The 18710-nt window shown below is 66.8% G+C and carries 19 protein-coding genes; 14 read left to right on the forward strand and 5 right to left on the reverse strand.

Features of this window, described 5'->3' with window-relative positions; all coding sequences use genetic code 11:
• The first annotated feature begins 20 nt into the window (after positions 1-20).
• The 7 genes from lptM (at position 21) to hslU (ending at position 5188) form a co-directional block, all read left to right on the forward strand.
• On the forward strand, positions 21-293 hold the full coding sequence (gene lptM / locus B9Y64_RS06850; RefSeq protein WP_100440062.1) for an LPS translocon maturation chaperone LptM: 273 nt from the start codon (positions 21-23) through the stop codon (positions 291-293).
• Entirely contained in the window at positions 286-1137 is an 852-nt protein-coding gene (dapF, locus tag B9Y64_RS06855; protein ID WP_100440063.1) for a diaminopimelate epimerase, read from the forward strand. The genes lptM and dapF overlap by 8 nt, the downstream gene beginning before the upstream one ends.
• A complete protein-coding gene (locus tag B9Y64_RS06860) occupies positions 1134-1808 on the forward strand; it encodes a DUF484 family protein (RefSeq protein WP_049443709.1) in 675 nt (224 codons plus the stop codon). The genes dapF and B9Y64_RS06860 overlap by 4 nt, the downstream gene beginning before the upstream one ends.
• 16 nt (positions 1809-1824) lie before the next feature.
• Positions 1825-2715, forward strand: a complete 891-nt coding sequence (gene xerC / locus B9Y64_RS06865; RefSeq protein ID WP_100440064.1) for a tyrosine recombinase XerC — start codon at positions 1825-1827, stop codon at positions 2713-2715.
• A gap of 77 nt (positions 2716-2792) precedes the next feature.
• Positions 2793-2993, forward strand: coding sequence for a DUF3079 domain-containing protein (locus B9Y64_RS06870; RefSeq protein ID WP_100440686.1), 201 nt, complete (start codon positions 2793-2795; stop codon positions 2991-2993).
• 172 nt (positions 2994-3165) lie between these two features.
• Complete coding sequence (gene hslV / locus B9Y64_RS06875) at positions 3166-3717, forward strand: ATP-dependent protease subunit HslV (RefSeq protein ID WP_100440065.1); 552 nt, start codon at positions 3166-3168, stop codon at positions 3715-3717.
• A gap of 94 nt (positions 3718-3811) precedes the next feature.
• Positions 3812-5188 carry an ATP-dependent protease ATPase subunit HslU gene (gene hslU / locus B9Y64_RS06880; protein WP_100440066.1) on the forward strand — a complete coding sequence of 459 codons (1377 nt, stop codon included), beginning with the start codon at positions 3812-3814 and terminating at the stop codon, positions 5186-5188.
• Between the two features lie 137 nt (positions 5189-5325).
• Here the strand turns inward: hslU and smeT are convergent, their stop codons facing one another.
• Positions 5326-5985, reverse strand: coding sequence for an efflux transporter SmeDEF transcriptional repressor SmeT (smeT, locus tag B9Y64_RS06885; protein WP_100440067.1), 660 nt, complete (start codon positions 5983-5985; stop codon positions 5326-5328).
• A gap of 224 nt (positions 5986-6209) precedes the next feature.
• Between smeT and smeD the strand changes: the two genes are divergently transcribed.
• The 3 genes from smeD to smeF all read left to right on the forward strand — a co-directional run bounded on the left by smeD (position 6210) and on the right by smeF (position 12039).
• A complete protein-coding gene (gene smeD / locus B9Y64_RS06890; RefSeq protein ID WP_100440068.1) occupies positions 6210-7394 on the forward strand; it encodes a multidrug efflux RND transporter periplasmic adaptor subunit SmeD in 1185 nt (394 codons plus the stop codon).
• Between the two features lie 12 nt (positions 7395-7406).
• The gene (gene smeE / locus B9Y64_RS06895) at positions 7407-10529 is read left to right on the forward strand and encodes a multidrug efflux RND transporter permease subunit SmeE (protein WP_100440069.1); all 3123 of its coding nucleotides are present in this window, start codon (positions 7407-7409) and stop codon (positions 10527-10529) included.
• Between the two features lie 109 nt (positions 10530-10638).
• Positions 10639-12039 carry a multidrug efflux RND transporter outer membrane subunit SmeF gene (gene smeF, locus B9Y64_RS06900; RefSeq protein ID WP_157804501.1) on the forward strand — a complete coding sequence of 467 codons (1401 nt, stop codon included), beginning with the start codon at positions 10639-10641 and terminating at the stop codon, positions 12037-12039.
• A gap of 86 nt (positions 12040-12125) precedes the next feature.
• Here smeF and B9Y64_RS06905 read toward each other — a convergent pair whose 3' ends face one another.
• The 4 genes from B9Y64_RS06905 to B9Y64_RS06920 form a co-directional block, all read right to left on the reverse strand.
• The gene (locus B9Y64_RS06905) at positions 12126-12548 is read right to left on the reverse strand and encodes a low affinity iron permease family protein (protein WP_100440071.1); all 423 of its coding nucleotides are present in this window, start codon (positions 12546-12548) and stop codon (positions 12126-12128) included.
• 74 nt (positions 12549-12622) lie between these two features.
• A complete protein-coding gene (locus tag B9Y64_RS06910) occupies positions 12623-12949 on the reverse strand; it encodes a hypothetical protein (RefSeq protein WP_049463228.1) in 327 nt (108 codons plus the stop codon).
• 73 nt (positions 12950-13022) lie between these two features.
• Positions 13023-13283 (reverse strand): hypothetical protein, encoded by a 261-nt coding sequence (locus B9Y64_RS06915; protein ID WP_100440072.1) that lies wholly within the window; start codon positions 13281-13283, stop codon positions 13023-13025.
• 199 nt (positions 13284-13482) lie between these two features.
• The gene (locus tag B9Y64_RS06920; protein WP_075676219.1) at positions 13483-13935 is read right to left on the reverse strand and encodes a nucleoside deaminase; all 453 of its coding nucleotides are present in this window, start codon (positions 13933-13935) and stop codon (positions 13483-13485) included.
• 80 nt (positions 13936-14015) lie between these two features.
• Between B9Y64_RS06920 and ubiE the strand changes: the two genes are divergently transcribed.
• The 4 genes from ubiE to B9Y64_RS06940 all read left to right on the forward strand — a co-directional run bounded on the left by ubiE (position 14016) and on the right by B9Y64_RS06940 (position 18523).
• Entirely contained in the window at positions 14016-14777 is a 762-nt protein-coding gene (ubiE, locus tag B9Y64_RS06925) for a bifunctional demethylmenaquinone methyltransferase/2-methoxy-6-polyprenyl-1,4-benzoquinol methylase UbiE (RefSeq protein WP_005411082.1), read from the forward strand.
• Between the two features lie 340 nt (positions 14778-15117).
• Positions 15118-17046 carry a M1 family metallopeptidase gene (locus B9Y64_RS06930; RefSeq protein ID WP_100440073.1) on the forward strand — a complete coding sequence of 643 codons (1929 nt, stop codon included), beginning with the start codon at positions 15118-15120 and terminating at the stop codon, positions 17044-17046.
• A 125-nt stretch (positions 17047-17171) separates the two neighbouring features.
• Positions 17172-17903: a hypothetical protein gene (locus B9Y64_RS06935; protein WP_100440074.1), complete on the forward strand. Its 732-nt coding sequence runs from the start codon at positions 17172-17174 to the stop codon at positions 17901-17903.
• Positions 17903-18523, forward strand: a complete 621-nt coding sequence (locus B9Y64_RS06940) for an HAD family hydrolase (RefSeq protein WP_100440687.1) — start codon at positions 17903-17905, stop codon at positions 18521-18523. The genes B9Y64_RS06935 and B9Y64_RS06940 overlap by 1 nt, the downstream gene beginning before the upstream one ends.
• Positions 18524-18710 lie beyond the last annotated feature (187 nt).

Below are 18710 nucleotides of genomic sequence, written 5' to 3' on the forward strand. Positions count from 1 at the left end.
CCAATGGCTATACTCGGGGCATGAAGATCCCCCATCGAAACGCCATCCTGATTCCGCTGGCAGCGGCCTCGCTGCTGCTCCTCGCCGCCTGCGGCAACAAGGGTCCGCTGGTACTGCCGCAGAAGCCGGTGCCGGTGGAAGAAACCGTCGAACCCGCAGCCGAGCCCGCCACCGAGGCGACGCCGGCGGAGACCCAGGGAACCGCCGCCCCGGCCACGACCGTGGATCCGGCGGCACCGACCCCCCAGCCGGCACCCGCGCCAGCGAAGAAGGCGGGCAGCGGGAATGAGTAAGGCCGGTTCCAGGGCCCTGCGCTTCAGCAAGATGCACGGCGCGGGCAATGATTTCGTAGTGATCGACCTGCGTGACGGTACTGCGCCGCCCACGCCTGGACTGGCCGCACGCCTGGCCGACCGCCACACCGGCGTCGGCTGCGACCAGATCCTGACCATCGAGGCGCCGCGTGCGGAAGGCTCGGTGGCCTCGTACCGCATCTGGAATGCCGACGGTTCCAATTCCGAGCAATGCGGCAATGGCGCACGCTGCATAGCGGCCTGGCTGGTGCGCGAGGGCAGCGCGCAGGGCGATGCATTCGTCATCGACAGCCCGCTGGCCAGCCACGAAGTGAAGGTGCTGGGCGAGGGTCAGTTCGCGGTGACGATGGGTGTGCCTGCCTTCGAGCCGGCCAACGTGCCGCTGGTGGGCTTCGCCCACGCGCGCGAGGAATACCTGCTGCCGTTGCAGGGCGAGAGCGTACGCTTCGCCGCCGTGTCGATGGGCAACCCGCATGCGGTGATCGAAGTGGGCCTGATCGATGCGGCACCGGTCGAGCGGGTCGGTTCGCTGCTGCAGCAGCACGCGTCGTTCCCGCGCTCGGTGAACGTCGGCTTCGCCCAGGTGATGGGCCCGGCGCACGCGCGCCTGCGCGTGTTCGAGCGCGGCGTCGGCGAAACCCTGGCCTGCGGTAGTGGCGCCTGCGCCGCCGCGGTGACCCTGATGCAGCGCGGCCGCCTGCAGCGCGATGCCCGCATCAGCCTGCCCGGTGGCGATCTGCGCATCCAATGGCCGGGCGATGGCCAGCCGGTGGTGATGGCTGGCCCGACCGCATTCGTCTTCGAAGGGGAGTGGATGGCATGACCGAAACCGTCGACAAGCTCGGGGCCCATGAAGTCGCTGCCTGGTTGCGGCGTCATCCCGGCTTCCTCAAGCAGTTCCCGGATCTGGCCCTGACGTTGGTGGTGCCGCGCGACGACGGCCCGACCGCGTCGCTGGCCAGCTACCAGCTGGAAGTGCTGCGCGAGAAGAACCGCGAGCTGGCGCGACGGTTGGCCGACCTGGGCGCGACCGCCCAGGTCAATGAACGCCTGGCGGTGCGCACGCACCAGCTGACCCTGGCGCTGATGAAACAGGACAACGCCGCCGATACCCTGCGCGCGATGGCCGCATCGCTGCAGGAAGACTTCGCCGGCGACCTGGTGCGGCTGGTGGTGCATGCGCCGGTGGCCGGGCTGGAACAGGCCGACTGGTTGCAGGTGATTGCCGCGGATGATCCGCAGCTGGGCCCGTTCCGCGATTGCCTGAACGACGGCGAGCCGATCTGTGGCCGCCTGCAGCCGGAAAAGAATGCCGTGCTGTATGGCGTGCGCAGCGAGGAAGTGCAGACCACCGCGCTGCTGCCGCTGCCGGGCGTCGGCCTGATCGCCGTCGGCAGCCACGACCCGAACCGTTTCTACCCGGGCATGGGTACGTTGTTCCTGCGCATGATGGGCGATGCGCTGGTCACCGGCCTGAAGCGCTTCCCCGGCTGAGCAGGTCAAGACGGCGATGAGCGCGGTACAGGCCTTCCTGCAGCACCTGCAGGTGGAACGGCGGATGTCGGCACATACGCTCGACGCCTACCGCCGCGACCTGGACGCGCTGTCGGTCTGGGCCGAGCCGCGTGGCGTGGCGGTGGAGGCACTTGATGCCGATGCGGTGCGCCAGTTCGTTGCCGATGAGCATCGCCGCGGGCTGTCGGCCAAGAGCCTGCAGCGCCGCTTGTCGGCCTGCCGAAGCTTCTACGCCTGGTTGCTCAAGCACGGGCGCATCGAGGTCAGTCCGGCAGCGACGCTGAAGGCGCCGCGCGCGCCGCGCCGGTTGCCGCAGGTGCTGGACGCCGACGAAGCCGTGCAGCTGGTCGAACTGGAACCCGAGGGGGAGCTCGGCCGCCGTGACCGCGCGCTGCTGGAGCTGTTCTATTCTTCCGGCCTGCGCCTGAGCGAAGTCTGCGCACTGACCTGGCGCGACCTGGATTTCGCCAGCGGCCTGGTCAATGTGCTGGGCAAGGGCAATCGCCAGCGTCGCGTGCCGTTCGGGCGGCCGGCGCGCGAAGCGCTGCAGGCATGGCGCACGGAAAGTGGCGGCGGCCCGGCCGCGCCGGTGTTTCCCGGCCGCAACGGGCCGATCAGCCAGCGTGCGGTGCAGATCCGCATCCGCCAGCTGGCGCAGCGCCAGGGCCTGTTCAAGCACGTGCATCCGCACATGCTGCGGCACAGTTTCGCCAGCCACATCCTGGAATCGTCCGGCGACCTGCGTGGCGTGCAGGAACTGCTCGGCCATGCCGACATCGCCACCACGCAGATCTACACCCACCTCGATTTCCAGCACCTGGCCAAGGTCTACGACGCCGCGCATCCGCGCGCCAAGCGCCGCAGCAGGGACGACAAGGCTGAATAGCCTGCGCTTGATCTGGATCAGGGTAGTGCAGGCGCCACCGGCGCACCGTGGCCGCAGGCCTCGAGGAAACCGCCACCATGGCAAAGCCCATTCCGCTGCATCCCAAGCACCCCGAGCGCATCTGCTGGGGTTGCGACCGCTACTGCGCGGCCGACGCGCTGGCCTGCGGCAATGGCGCCGGCCGTACCCAGCACCCGATCGAGACGCAGGGTGACGACTGGTACATCGCCTGGGGTATCGAGCCGAATCCAGACCGGCCATCGCACGCGAAGCGCTGAACGGCAGGCGTTCCACGTTCGGGCGGTGGGGTCCGCGCGCATTGCGATGCGTTCGCTGGAAGGGCGCCCCCTGTCCATGGGGCGCCGCCAGGCGCTGAACGGCAGCCATCCGCGCAGGCTTGATCGCACCGGGCGCTGTCCCCATGTCCCGTGAACAGCTATCGGAGGCCGCATGGACCCCAGTCAGAACCCCAACGTTTTCCACGCCACCACCATCGTCTGCGTCCGTCGCGGCGAGCATGTGGCCATTGCCGGCGACGGCCAGGTCACGCTGGGCCACACCGTGATGAAGGGCAATGCGCGCAAGGTGCGCCGCCTTGGCCGTGATGGCCAGGTGCTGGCCGGCTTCGCCGGTGCCGCCGCCGATGCCTTCACCCTGTTCGAGCTGTTCGAGGCCAAGCTGGAAAAGCACGGCCAGCTGCAGCGCGCCGCAGTCGAGCTGGCCAAGGATTGGCGCACCGAGCGGCGCCTGGGCAAGCTTGAAGCCCTGCTGGCGGTGGCCGACAAGGAAACCTCGCTGATCATCAGCGGCACCGGTGATGTGATCGAGCCGGAGGACGGCATCATTGCCATCGGTTCCGGCGGCTCCTATGCCCTGTCGGCGGCACGCGCGCTGATGGCGCACACCCAGCTGGACGCGCGCACCATCGCCAGCGAAGCCATCGGCATTGCCGGCGACATCTGCATCTACACCAACCGCAACGTGGTGGTCGAAGAGCTGTGATCGCTCTTCTGTAGTGCCGAGCCATGCTCGGCAGGGCTGCCCGTCAGCCGAGCATGGCTCGGCTCTACATGCATCTGAATCCGTGAGCACATCCATGTCGAAGATCGAAGTTTCCTCCGCCACCATGACCCCGCGCGAGATCGTGCAGGAACTGGACCGGCACATCGTGGGCCAGCACGACGCCAAGCGCGCGGTGGCCATCGCCCTGCGCAACCGCTGGCGCCGCATGCAGCTGCCGGCCGAACTGCGCAATGAAGTGATGCCGAAGAACATCCTGATGATCGGCCCGACCGGCGTCGGCAAGACCGAGATCGCGCGCCGCCTGGCCACGCTGGCCAACGCACCGTTCGTGAAGGTCGAAGCCACCCGCTTCACCGAGGTGGGCTATGTCGGCAAGGATGTCGAGCAGATCATCCGCGACCTGGCCGATACCGCAGTGAAGCTCTATCGCGAACAGGCCAAGGTGCGCGTGCGTACCCAGGCCGAAGAGCGCGCCGAAGACCGCATCCTCGATGCACTGCTGCCGCGCCGTAGTGGCGGTATCGGCTTCGATCCGGAAGTGGCGCGCAACGAGCCGTCGGCGCAGGACAACGAGACCCGCATCAAGTTCCGCAAGATGCTGCGCAATGGCGAGCTGGACGAGCGCGAGATCGAACTCGACCTGGCCGCCAACGTCAGCATGGACATCATGACCCCGCCGGGCATGGAGGAAATGGGCCAGCAGCTGAAGTCGATGTTCGCCAACCTCGGCGGCGGCGCCAAGGCGCACAAGCGCACGCTGACCATCAAGGCCGCGCGTCCGCTGCTGATCGAGGAAGAAGCCGGCAAGCTGGTCAACGAGGACGACATCCGCACCGCCGCGATCGAGGCCTGCGAGCAGCACGGCATCGTCTTCATCGACGAGATCGACAAGGTCGCCAAGCGTGGCGATGCCGGTTCATCTGGCGGCGATGTCTCCCGCGAAGGCGTGCAGCGCGACCTGCTGCCGCTGGTGGAAGGCTCCAACGTGTCCACCAAGTACGGCACGATCAAGACCGACCACATCCTGTTCATCGCTTCGGGCGCGTTCCACCTGGCCAAGCCCAGCGACCTGATCCCGGAGCTGCAGGGCCGCTTCCCGATCCGCGTGGAGCTGGGGGCGCTGAGCAAGAATGACTTCGTGCGCATCCTGACCGAGCCGAAGGCTGCGCTGACCAAGCAGTACGAAGCGCTGCTGGCCACCGAAGGCGTCAAGGTCAGCTTCACCGCCGACGCCATCGATCGCCTGGCCGAGATCGCCTTCCAGGTGAACGAGCGCCAGGAGAACATCGGTGCCCGCCGCCTGCACACCGTGCTGGAGCGCCTGCTGGATTCGCTCAGCTACGAGGCCCCGGACCGCGATGGTGAAACCCTGGCCATCGACAGCGCTTACGTCGATGCACACCTGGGCGAGCTGGTGCAGGACCCGGACCTGAGCCGCTACATCCTGTAACCGGGAATGCGAAAAGGCCGCCGAAAGGCGGCCTTTTTCGTTGCGGGGTCAGAGCCCTCGCCCGGGTGAGGGCTCTGACCCCACCTGCAACGGGTCAGAGCCCTCTCCGGGCGGAGAGGGATCCGACCCTTGTGCGCTCACGCCTCCGGCAACGGCTCGGGCACCGTACCCGGCACGAACACGCCGTCCTTCACGTAGGCGGCCAGGGTCATGTCCAGTGCGAGCATGCCATCGCGCTTGAGGTCCATCAGGTCCGGCTCCACCATCGCGCCGTGCAGCACGCCCAGCACGGTGGCGTGCAACATGCGTGCGGCGATCTTCGGGTCGGCGCCTTCGCGCAGCTGGCCCAGGTCGCGGGCACGCCGCAGGGCGCGTTCCATCCGGTCCAGCGCATCGCGGAAACCGGCCTGCTGCAGTTCGGTCAGCACCCTGGTATCGGCCGAGGCGTCGCTGCGCAGCATGATCTCCATGGTCTTGCGCAGGCGTTCGTCCTCGGACAGCTCGATGAACGAGTGGATCATCACCGCGCGCAGGTCGTGCACCGGGGTGTCGCGCTGGTCGCTGGAGGTGCGCTCCAGTTCCTGCATGAAGGGCAGGTGCACGCGCTCGACGATCGCGGTCAGCACCTCGCTCTTGTTCTTGAAGTGCCAGTAGACCGCGCCGCGGGTATAGCCGGCGCGGGCACCGATCATCTCCAGCGTGGTACGGGCCACGCCGTGTTCATGGAAGCAGGCTTCGGCGGCGTCAAGGATGCCTTCCCGGGTTGCCTGGGTGTCCTCTTTGGTCTTGCGGGCCATGGATGGGTACGAGTGCGGGTGAAACGTGGCTGAATTGTACCGGTTTACAAACAAACAAGCATGTATGTATATTTCGCTCCCATCATTCCCGTCGTGTGCGTGGCAGGCCAGTCCGGCTCCCACTCCACCCGGGTGGGCGCGATCTGCGGGGCTTTCACCGGAACACGGGAAGGACCGTCGTATCAGCGTCTTCTGAGATTCCTTCCTCCAAGAGCCTTTCCGTCATGTTGCTGAGCCGAATCCGACCCTTTGCACTGTCGCTGGCGATCGCCGCGACCGTGGCTGCCTGCGGCGGCCAACCCCAGGCCCCCGAGCAGGGCCCGGGTGACGTCACTGTGGTCACGCTGAAGTCCGAGACCGTGGGCCTGACCCGCGAACTGCCGGGCCGTACCAATGCCTTCCTGGTCGCCGAGGTGCGCCCGCAGGTCAACGGCATCGTCGCCAAGCGCCTGTTCACCGAGGGCGGCATGGTCAAGGCCGGCGAGCCGCTGTACCAGATCGAGGACGCCAGCTACCGCGCCCAGGCCAACAGTGCCCGTGCCCAGCTGGCCCGCGCCGAGGCCACCGCCAACGCCGCCCGCCTGAGCGCCAAGCGCATCACCGAGCTGGCCAAGGTCGATGCGGTCAGCCAGCAGGATCTGGAAAACGCAGTGGCTGCGCAGAAGCAGGCCGAAGCAGACGTCGGTGCCGCCAAGGCCTCGCTGGATGCGGCCAATGTCACCCTGGGCTACGCCCGCATCACCGCGCCGATCAGCGGCCGCATCGGCAAGTCCAGCGTCACCCAGGGTGCGCTGGTCAGCGCCGGCCAGGCCAACGCGCTGGCGACGGTGCAGCAGCTGGACCCGATCTATGTCGACCTGACCCAGTCCTCGGCCGAGCTGCTGCAGCTGCGCCGCGAACTGGCCGCCGGCCGCCTGCAGGACAACCAGACCCTGCCGGTCAGCATCCTGATGGAAGACGGCAGCACCTTCGAGCACAAGGGCACGCTGGAGTTCTCCGAAGTCAGCGTCGATCCGACCACCGGCAGCTTTGGCCTGCGCGTGAGGGTGGACAACCCGGACGGCCTGCTGATGCCGGGCATGTACGTGCGTGCGGTGATCGGCGGTGGCGTGCGCAGCGATGCGGTGCTGGTGCCGATGCAGGGTATCGCCCGCGATCCGAAGGGCGACACCACGGCGATGGTGGTCGACAAGGACAACAAGGTCGAAGTGCGCCCGGTCAAGGTCAGCCGCACGGTCGGCGACAAGTGGCTGGTCGAGGACGGCCTGAAGGCCGGCGACAAGGTCATTGTCGAAGGCCTGCAGAAGATCGGCCCCGGCATGCCGGTCAAGGCCACCGAGAAGGGCGACGCACCGGCCAAGCCGGCCGCCGCCGCCCAGCCTGCCGCTCCGGCCGGCGACGCGAAGTAAGCGGAGAACCCCATGGCACGCTTTTTCATCGATCGACCCATCTTCGCGTGGGTGATCGCCATCATCATCATGCTCGCCGGCGGCCTGGCCCTGTTCAAGCTGCCGGTCTCGATGTACCCCAACGTCGCACCGCCGGCGGTGGAAATCAGCGCCACCTATCCGGGTGCATCGGCCAAGGTGGTCGAGGACTCGGTGACGCAGATCATCGAGCAGAACATGAAGGGCCTTGATGGCCTGATCTACTTCTCCTCCAACAGCTCGTCCAACGGCCAGGCCACCATCACCCTGACCTTCGAGAGCGGCACCAACCCGGACATTGCCCAGGTGCAGGTGCAGAACAAGCTGCAGCTGGCCATGCCGCTGCTGCCGCAGGAAGTGCAGCGGCAGGGCATCAACGTGGCCAAGTCCAGCTCGGGCTTCCTGAACGTCATCGCGTTCGTGTCCGAGAACGGCAGCATGGACGCCAACGACATCGCCGACTACGTCGGTTCCAATGTCGTCGACCGTCTGAGCCGTGTGCCGGGCGTGGGCAACATCCAGGTGTTCGGTGGCAAGTACGCCATGCGCATCTGGCTGGACCCGAACAAGCTGCACACCTATGGCCTGTCGGTGCCGGAAGTAACCGCCGCGATCAAGGCGCAGAACGCCCAGGTGGCGATCGGCCAGCTCGGCGGTGCGCCGTCGGTGAAGGGCCAGCAGCTCAACGCCACCATCAATGCGCAGTCGCGCCTGCAGACCCCGGAACAGTTCCGCAACATCATCGTGCGCGGTGCGCAGGATGGTGCCGAGCTGCGCCTGGGGGATGTCGCCCGCGTCGAACTGGGTGCCGAGTCCTACGACTTCGTCACCCGCTACAACGGCCAGCCGGCCAGCGGCCTGGCGGTCACCCTGGCCACCGGCGCCAACGCGCTGGATACCGCCGCCGGCGTGGATGCCGCGCTGCAGGACATGAAGGGCTTCTTCCCGGCCGGCTTGAAGGCCGAGATCCCGTACGACACCACCCCGTTCGTGCGCGTGTCGATCAAGGGCGTGGTGCAGACCCTGATCGAAGCGATCGTGCTGGTGTTCGTGGTGATGTACCTGTTCCTGCAGAACTTCCGCGCCACCCTGATCCCGACCATCGCGGTGCCCGTGGTGCTGCTGGGTACCTTCGGCGTGCTGGCCATGCTGGGCTTCTCGGTGAACATGCTGACCATGTTCGCGATGGTGCTGGCGATCGGCCTGCTGGTGGACGATGCCATCGTGGTGGTGGAGAACGTCGAGCGCATCATGTCCGAGGAAGGACTGTCGCCGCTTGAAGCGACCCGCAAGTCGATGGGCCAGATCACCGGTGCGCTGGTGGGCATCGGCCTGGTGCTGTCGGCGGTGTTCGTGCCGATGGCCTTCATGAGCGGCTCCACCGGCGTGATCTATCGCCAGTTCTCGGCCACGATTGTCTCTGCGATGGCGTTGTCGGTGCTGGTGGCGATCGTGCTGACCCCGGCGCTGTGCGCGACCATGCTCAAGCCGCTGAAGAAGGGCGAGCATCACGTTGCCCACCGTGGCCTGGCCGGTCGTTTCTTCAACGGCTTCAACCGTGGCTTCGACCGCACCAGCGAAAGCTACCAGCGCGGCGTACGCGGCATCATCCACCGTCCGTGGCGCTTCATGGGCATCGTGGCGGCACTGTTCGTGCTGATGGGCGTGCTGTTCGTGCGCCTGCCCAGCTCGTTCCTGCCCAACGAAGACCAGGGCGTGCTGATGGCGCTGGTGCAGGCTCCGGTCGGTGCCACCCAGGAACGTACGCTGGAATCGATCCAGGCATTGGAAAACCACTTCCTGCAGAACGAGAAGGATGCGGTGGACTCGGTGTTCTCGGTGCAGGGCTTCAGCTTCGCCGGCATGGGACAGAACGCGGGCATGGCGTTCGTCAAGCTGAAGGACTGGAGCGAGCGTGACGCCAACAATGGCGTGATGCCGATCACCGGTCGCGCGATGGCGGCACTGGGCCAGATCAAGGATGCCTTCATCTTCGCCTTCCCGCCGCCGGCCATTCCGGAGCTGGGTACCGCCTCGGGCTACACGTTCTTCCTGAAGGACAACAGTGGCCAGGGCCACGAAGCCCTGGTGGCCGCGCGCAACCAGCTGCTCGGCCTCGCCGCCGGCAGCAAGAAGCTGGCCAACGTGCGCCCGAACGGCCAGGAAGACACGCCGCAGTTCCGCATCGACATCGACGCGGCCAAGGCGACGTCGCTGGGGCTGTCGATCGACCAGATCAACGGCACGCTGGCCGCCGCATGGGGCAGCTCGTACATCGATGACTTCGTCGATCGCGGCCGCGTCAAGCGTGTGTTCGTGCAGGCCGACCAGGCGTTCCGCATGGTGCCGGAGGATTTCGATCTCTGGTCCGTGAAGAACGACAAGGGCGAGATGGTGCCGTTCAGTGCGTTTGCCACCAAGCACTGGGACTACGGCTCGCCGCGCCTGGAACGCTACAACGGCGTGTCGGCGATGGAGATCCAGGGCGAGCCGGCCCCGGGTGTTGCCTCCGGTGATGCCATGGCCGAGATCGAACAGCTGGCCAAGCAGCTGCCGCAGGGCTTCGGCATCGAATGGACGGCGATGTCCTACCAGGAGCGCCAGGCCGGTTCGCAGACCCCGCTGCTGTACACGCTGTCGCTGATGATCGTGTTCCTGTGCCTGGCCGCGATGTATGAAAGCTGGAGCGTGCCGACCGCGGTGCTGCTGGCGGCTCCGCTGGGTATCCTCGGTGCCGTGCTGGCCAACACCTTCAAGGGCCTGGAGCGCGACATCTACTTCCAGGTGGCGATGCTGACCACGGTGGGCCTGACCAGCAAGAACGCGATCCTGATCGTCGAGTTCGCCAAGGAAAACCTGGAGAAGGGGGCCAGCCTGATCGAGTCGATCATGCACGCCGTGCGCGACCGCCTGCGCCCGATCGTGATGACCTCGCTGGCCTTCGGCATGGGCGTGGTACCGCTGGCGATCTCCACCGGTGCCGGCTCCGGCGCCAAGCAGGCAATCGGCACCGGCGTGCTCGGTGGCATGATCGTCGGCACCGTGCTCGGCGTGTTCTTCGTACCGCTGTTCTTCGTGGTGGTGCAGCGCCTGTTCAAGCGCAAATCCTCGACGTGACCGAAACGGCAGTGCCGGCCGCTGGCCGGCATCTGCTGATCGCTTGATGTGAATCCAACGAGGTTGCCGGCCAGTGGCCGGCACTACCTCCTGCCTTCCGGCAGTACCGATGGAAGTCATCCCCATGAAAAGTGCATCCCTGTTCCTTTCCATCGCCGCCGTGCTCACGCTCGCCGGCTGTTCCACCCTGGCGCCGAAGAACACCGCCGTTGCGCCTGCCATTCCGGCGCAGTGGCCGGCCGAGGCCACGCAGGGCCAGGTGGCCGATGTCGCCGCTGTCGGCTGGCGCGACTTCTTCACCGATCCTCGCCTGCAGCAGGTGATCGAGCAATCGCTGCAGAACAACCGCGACCTGCGCGTGGCCGTGCTCAATGTTGAACGCGCGCGCGGCCAGTACCGCGTGCAGCGTGCCGATCGTGTGCCCGGCGTGGCCGTCACCGGCCAGATGGACCGTCGCGGTACCGATGCCGGCGTCACCGAGCAGTTCAGCGCTGGCGTCGGCGTGGCCGAGTTCGAGCTGGATCTGTTCGGTCGCGTGCGCAACCTCAGCGAGGCCGCACTGCAGCAGTACTTCGCCGTGGCCGCCAATCGCCGCAACGCGCAGCTGAGCCTGGTGGCCGAGACCGCCACCGCCTGGCTGACCTACGGTGCCGACGCGCAGCAGCTGAAGATCGCCGAGGCGACGCTGAAGACCTACGAGGATTCGCTGCGCCTGGCCGAAGCCCGTCACGAACGCGGCGGCAGTTCGGCGCTGGAGCTGACCCAGACCCGTACGCTGGTGGAAACCGCGCGCACGGATGCCGCACGCCTGCGTGGCCAGCTGGCCCAGGACCGCAATGCGCTGGCGCTGCTGGCCGGTGGCCAGCTCGATCCGGCCCTGCTGCCGGACAGCATCGAACCGCAGCTGCTGGCACTGGCCCCGCCGCCGGCCGGCCTGCCCAGCGACGTGCTGCTGCAGCGCCCGGACATCATGGCTGCCGAACACCAGCTGCTGGCTGCCAACGCCAACATTGGTGCGGCGCGCGCGGCGTTCTTCCCGAGCATCTCGCTGACCGGCAGCATCGGCAGCGGTTCCAATGAACTGTCCAACCTGTTCGACAGTGGCACCCGCGTGTGGAGCTTCCTGCCGAAGATCACCCTGCCGATCTTCCAGGGCGGCAAGCTGCGCGCGAACCTCGCCATCGCCAATGCGGATCGCGATATCGCCCTGGCGCAGTACGAGAAGTCGATCCAGGTGGGTTTCCGCGAAACCGCCGACGCACTGGCGCTGAATGTCAGCCTGGATGAGCAGGTGAGCGCACAGCAGCGCCTGGTGGAAGCGGCGGAACAGGCCAACCGCCTGTCGCAGGCTCGCTACGACGCCGGCCTGGACAGCTTCGTCACCCTGCTCGACGCGCGGCGTACCGCCTACACCGCGCAGCAGACCCGTTTGCAGGCCGAACTGGCGCAGCAGTCCAACCGCATCACCCTGTACAAGGTGCTGGGCGGCGGCTGGCACGAGCGCGGCTGACGCAACGGATGCCGCTGTAGAGCCGAGCCCATGCTCGGCTTTCCAACCGACGAGCCGAGCATGGGCTCGGCTCTACACCGAAACGGCTACACCGCTTCGTCGTCGCGCCGCGCTACATGGCAGGCGCGCACCCGTGCCAGCGCGTCGCCGGCTTCGCGTGCCATCTGCTCGTACTCGCGCCGGATCTCTTCCAGCCGTTCCTCGTCCAGCTCTTCCAGATCCAACAGTTCGTTGTTGGCTTCCGCCGTGGCGCGGATCAGCTCGTCCAGCTTGATCTGCATCGCGGCCGTATCCGAGTTCTGCGTGTGCTGGATCAGGAACACCATCAGGAAGGTGATGATGGTGGTGCCGGTATTGATCACCAGCTGCCAGGTGTCGTTGAAATTGAACAACGGGCCGGTGATGCCCCACAGCACCACGATCGCCAGTGCGGCGAGGAAAGTCCACGGCGAACCTGTGGCCGTTGCCGACTTCTTGGCGATCGTGTTGAACAGATTGCGTGCTTTCATCGTCGTCGTCCCACTCAGGTGACGAGGATGATCGGCAGTGCCTCGTGCAGAAACCGTGCAGTGTCAGGCGCGCCTCAGGCGCGCAGGCGCGGAGCGTCCTGCAGCCGCACCGGGCTGGTCTGGTAGACGTGCTGCCAGCAACGGTCGACGAACTCGCGGGCCTGGGCTTCGCTCAGCCGCGGCATGATCTGCAGGGCGTACTGGGTCTGGAACATCTCGTCGCGCTGCGCATTGCTGGCGCGCGGCTGGGTGATCAGCGAATCGCAGGCGAACTTGATCCACGGCACGTAGGAGCCGAAGGAGTTGTGCGCCAGTGCACCGTCGGCATGCTGGCGGCGCCAATGGTCAAGCTCGGCGTCGACGTTGATGACCGGGGGAATGGTGGGGACTTCAGCGTGCATGTCGATCCAATCGGTTGAGGTGGATGGGAGTGGGGGTCATCGCAGTGTGGCGTATGCGCCGGTGCATGCCGTGTCAGCGCGGCGTGGAGCCGGCGTTGCGATTGCCTATCAGTTGCGCGTGCTCGACCGCGCCCAGCGCTTCGGCCATGCTGGCCATCGCGTTGCACAGGCGCACGTGGTCGCGCGGATGGCCATGGACCAGTTCCAGCTGCAGGCCCTGGTAGGCGCTCCAGAACAATGGGCCACGCCGGTGCAGCGCGAACTGCTGCTGCAGGCGCTCACGGATGGCATCGAGGATGGGGTCGGGCGCAGGACATACGGCATGCGCGCACATGGCTGGCTCCACCGGGGAAAGGGGGCCCCGGGAACCCCACCCTAGGCGCGGTGGCCGGGCGGGGTGTTACCGCGGTGTATGCACGCAGCGCAGCTGACTGTGCACGGGTTCACGGCAACGGCCGCAAACGCTGCCGGCACTAGGGCGTGCCGGCACTGAAGCGTTCATTAAGCGGGTTCAACAGCAGGCTGCGCGATGCTCATTCACCGATGTCTTCGTTCCAGATGTCCGGGTGGCGGCCGATGAAGTCACCGAGCAGATCGACGCATTCCTGGTTGTCGAGATCGATCACGTTGACGCCGTTTTCGCGCAGCCAGTCGATGCCACCCTGGAACGTGCGCGATTCGCCCACCACCACGGTGCCGATGTTGAACTGGCGCACCAGGCCCGAGCAGTACCAGCACGGGGCCAGGGTGGTGACCATGATGGTGTCCTGGTAGCGGCGCTGGCGACCGGCCTTGCGGAAGGCGTCGGTCTCGCCGTGCACGGACGGATCGCCTTCCTGCACCCGGCGGTTGTGGCCGCAGCCGAGCAGGCGGCCGTCGTTGTGGTACAGCGCCGCGCCGATCGGCACGCCGCCCTCGGCCAGCCCCTGGCGGGCTTCGGCGATGGCGGTCTGCAGCAGGGCCTGGTAGTCGGGCGTGGTGATCATGCGGGGCTCCGGTAAGTCGTGGCCCGCCATGATACGGGCAGGGGGTGCCGCTGGCCCCCGGCGGTGCGATAATCGGGGCCATGAGCGAATCCCCCTATAAAGCCGGTACCACCCATTTCGGGTTCCGCGACGTCGCCGCCAAGGACAAGCAGAAGCTGGTCGGCCAGGTGTTCACCTCGGTCGCGCGCAACTACGACCTGATGAACGACCTGATGAGCCTGGGCGTGCACCGGGCGTGGAAGCGCTACTACGTGGCGACCGCGCAGGTGAAGCCGGGCGACCGCGTGCTCGATCTGGCGGGCGGCACCGGCGACATCGCCGCCCTGCTGAAGGAGCGCGTCGGCGCCGAGGGTTCGGTGGTGCTGGGCGACATCAACGCCGGCATGCTGTCGGTCGGCCGTGACCGCCTGACCAATCGCGGCCTGGTGCTCGGCCTGGACTACGTGCAGTGCAACGCCGAAGCCCTGCCGTTCCCGGACAACAGCTTCGACCTGGTCACCATCGCCTTCGGCCTGCGCAACGTGACCGACAAGGACGCCGGCCTGCGCGAGATGTACCGCGTGCTGAAGGTGGGCGGCCAGGCCCGTGTGCTGGAATTCTCCGAAGTCACTGCGGACTGGTTCAAGCCGATCTACGACTTCCACTCGTTCAAGATCCTGCCCAAGCTGGGCAAGCTGTTCGCCAACGATTCGGACAGCTACCAGTACCTGGCCGAAAGCATCCGCAAGCACCCGCCGCAGGACGAGCTGAAGGCGATGATGGGGCAGGCCGGTTTCGAGCGCTGCCACTACAAGAACCTGACCGGCGGCATCGTTTCGATCCACTCCGGCTACAAGCTGTAAGCCCTGGACGGGGGAAACCCCGGTATCTGCCCTGGTAGGTGCCAACCTTGGTTGGCACAGCGCAGGCCGCGAGCGATGAAGGATCCGTGCCAACCAGGGTTGGCACCTACCGGTAGAAGCCGACTATGGTTGGCCCACCTTGACCGGTATTTGCCGTGGTGGGTGCCGACCTTGGTCGGCACCGGCCTGCCGCGAGCAATGAAGGATCCGTGCCAACCAAGGTTGGCACCTACCCAGGGCGCCGCCGCGCGCCCGGCAGGCCATTACCCCGCACCGCGCAACGCCTGCGGGGCCGGACGGAGGTACCATTGGGGTTTGATCCCCGTAACGGTCCCGATTCATGCGTAATCCGCTGATGCTCCTTCCGCTGGCCGTGGCCCTGGCCGCCGGCTGCTCCCAGGAGGCGGCCGCGCCCGCCGCTGCCCCGACTGCCGAAAAGGCCCCTGCCGCCCCCGTGAACGCCGAGAACCGCAGCCACGACGAAAGCTCGTACGCCGAGCCGGACAAGGTCGTCATCAAGGACATCGCGCTGGATCTGAAGCTGGACTTCGACCAGAAGCAGATCGGCGGTACCGCCACCTACACCCTGGAATGGAAGCAGAAGGACGCCAAGCAGCTGGTGCTCGACACCCGCGAGCTGACCGTGTCCAAGGTCGAGGCCGTTGCTGCCGATGGCGCGCGCAGCCCGCTGCAGTTCGCGCTCGCCCCGGTCGACAAGGTGTTCGGCAGCAAGCTGACCATCGAGGCCCCGGCGCAGCCGGCCAAGGTGGAGGTGACCTATCACACCGCACCGACCGCCTCGGGCCTGCAGTGGCTGGCGCCGTCGATGACCGAGGGCAAGAAGCTGCCCTTCATGTTCAGCCAGTCGCAGGCCATCCACGCCCGTTCCTGGGTGCCGCTGCAGGACACCCCGAGCGTGCGCTTCACCTACAGCGCGCACGTGGTCTCGCGCCCGGACGTGATGGTGCTGATGAGCGCCGACAACGATCCGAAGGCCGCGCGTGACGGTGATTACACCTTCAAGATGCCGCAGCCGATTCCGTCGTACCTGCTGGCCATCGCCGCCGGCGACCTGGTGTTCGAGCCGATCTCCGGCCGCTCCGGCGTCTGGGCCGAACCGACCATGGTCAACAAGGCGGCCAAGGAATTCGAAGACACCGAGAAGATGATCGGCGCTGCCGAGAAGCTGTACGGCGAATACCGCTGGGGCCGCTACGACATGCTGGTGCTGCCGCCGTCGTTCCCGTTCGGCGGCATGGAGAATCCGCGCCTGACCTTCGCCACCCCGACCGTGATCGTCGGTGACAAGTCGCTGGTCTCGCTGGTCGCCCACGAACTGGCGCACAGCTGGTCGGGCAACCTGGTGACCAACGCCAGCTGGAAGGACATCTGGCTCAATGAAGGCTTCACCACCTACGTCCAGGGCCGCATCACCGAAGCGCTGTACGGTAAGGAAATGGCCGAGATGGAGAAGCAGATCGACCAGACCGACCTGCTGGCCGAAGTGAAGGACATGAGCCCGGCCGACCAGGCGCTGGCACTGCCGCCGCTGAACGAGCGCGACCCCGACGAAGCCCTCAGCCAGGTCGCCTACGTCAAGGGTTCGTGGTTCCTGGAATTCCTGGAGCAGCGCTTTGGCCGCGAGACCTTCGATCCGTTCCTGCGTGGCTGGTTCGATGACCACGCCTTCCAGAGCGCGAATACCGACCAGTTCGTCGAGTACATGAAGAAGAACCTGCTGCCGAAGAATCCGTCGGCAGTGACCGAGGCCGAACTGAAGGCGTGGCTGGACGAGCCGGGCATCCCGGCATTCGCGGCCAAGGCGCAGTCGCGCAACTTCAGCAGCGTCGATACCGCGCGCATCGCCTTCGCCAGTGCCGGCACCGTGCCCAGCAGCCAGGTCATCGCCGACTGGAGCACGCAGGAATGGGTGCGCTTCATCGACGGCCTGGGCGCGACCCAGCCGCTGGACAAGCTGGCCACGCTGGACAAGGCCTTCCACTTCACCGGCACCCCGAATGGCGAGATCGCCATGCGCTGGTACCCGCTGGCGATCCGCAGTGGCTATGAGCAGGCCAATGAAGGCGCCGCCGCGTTCATCGAGCGCGTCGGCCGTCGCAAGCTGATCATGCCGATCTACGCAGAACTGGTGAAGACCCCGAAGGGGCTGGAGCTGGCCAAGCAGGCCTTTGAAAAGGCCAAGCCGGGCTACCACCCGATCACCACCGCCTCGGTCCAGGACATGCTGGCCAAGGCCGAAGCCAAGTAAGGAAAAGCGCCGGGCACTGCCCGGCGCTTTTTTTTGTAGAGTCGAGCCATGCTCGGCTGGCTCTTCAACAGCAGCCGAGCATGGCTCGACTCTACAAGAATGCGCAAACACGAAGGACTTCCGCCATGAAACGACTGATCCTGCTCACCGCCTGTACGCTTGCGCTGGCTGCCTGCAGCAACCCCGAGGAAGAACGCAAGGCGCAGGAAGCCGCCGCGGCCGCCGTGCAGGCACAGAAGGAGGCCAAGGCCGAAGACGTGGCCAGGCAGTACGACATGGCCGTGGCCGCACAGGACTGGGAGCGCGCACGCCTGCATGGCGCCTCGCTGCTGGACCAGTACAAGGACACCGCCGCCGCCGAGCGCATCGCCGCAGGCTTCGACGAGGTCAAGGCCAAGGGCGATGCCGCGCGCGACCTGCGCCGCATGCAGGCGCTGTGGCAGTACAACCAGATCCCGGTGGGCGGCAAGGGCAACCAGGTGTCGGCACAGATCTACAGCAAGGAACGGGTGGACGTGGATGGCAGCGGTGCCAAGCCGGTGCAGCTGGTGTTCCGCGATCATCCGGAGTGGAAGCGGCATGCCTACCTGGTGCTGCAGGCCGGTGATTTCCGTTGCCCGCAGTGCACGGTGAAAGTGACCGTGGACGACGGCAAGCCGGTGTCGATGGCGGCCTGGCGCCCGAAGACCGATGAAGCCATTGCCATGTTCATCACCGACCAGAAGGCGCTGTGGAAGCTGGCGCGCAAGGGCAAGTCGATCAGCATCGAGTTCCCGGTCAAGGCCGGCGGCACGCGCACGGCGGTGTTCGAAACCGGTGGCGTCGACGCCAGCCGCATGCCGCAGTGGTGGCAATGATGGTTGCGGCGGGCAGCGCAGTGCACGCGTTGTCCGCGATCCGGCACTGGGTCTTCGACATGGACGGCACGCTGACCGTAGCCGTGCACGATTTCGCCGCGATCCGCCGCGCACTGGAGATCGCGGCCGAGGAGGACATCCTCGACCATATCGCGGCGTTGCCGGACGCACCTGCGCAGGCCAAGCGTGAGTGGCTGCTGGATCACGAGCGCGCGCTGGCCGAGGACGCGCTGCCGGCGCCGGGCGCGGTGAAGCTGCTGCGTGCGCTGGCGGCGGCTGGCTGCCGGCTGGGCATCCTGACCCGCAACGACCATGCGCTGGCGAAGCTGACGCTGGAGGCGATCGGGGTCGGGGCGCTGTTCGACGATGCCGATATCATCGGCCGCGATGAAGCGGTGCCCAAGCCCTCGCCGGATGGCCTGCAGCAGCATCTGCGGCGTTGGGGCATCGCGCCTGCGCAGGCAGTGATGGTCGGTGACCACGCCTACGACCTGGAGTGCGGCCGCGCCGCGGGCGCCCATACCGTGCTGGTCAACCTGCCGGAAAACCCGTGGCCGGGCCGTGCCGACTGGCATTTCGCCGATTGCCGCGCGCTGTTGGCGGCGTGGCGGGGCGCCTGATGATGTAGAGCCGAGCCCACGCTCGGCTGCTCTCCGGTCAGATCGCGCTGGCGCGCGCAAGCCGGGCATGGCTCGGCTCTACAGGAATCAAACAGCGTGTCGACCAAGGTCGACACCCACCAACAGCATTCCCGGCAGCGCATCGGGTGGAAAGCCCCCTTGTTGTTCAAGGGGGCGCGCCGAAGGC

It is taken from the genome of Stenotrophomonas maltophilia (assembly GCF_002799245.1).
Lineage (GTDB): Bacteria > Pseudomonadota > Gammaproteobacteria > Xanthomonadales > Xanthomonadaceae > Stenotrophomonas > Stenotrophomonas maltophilia_S.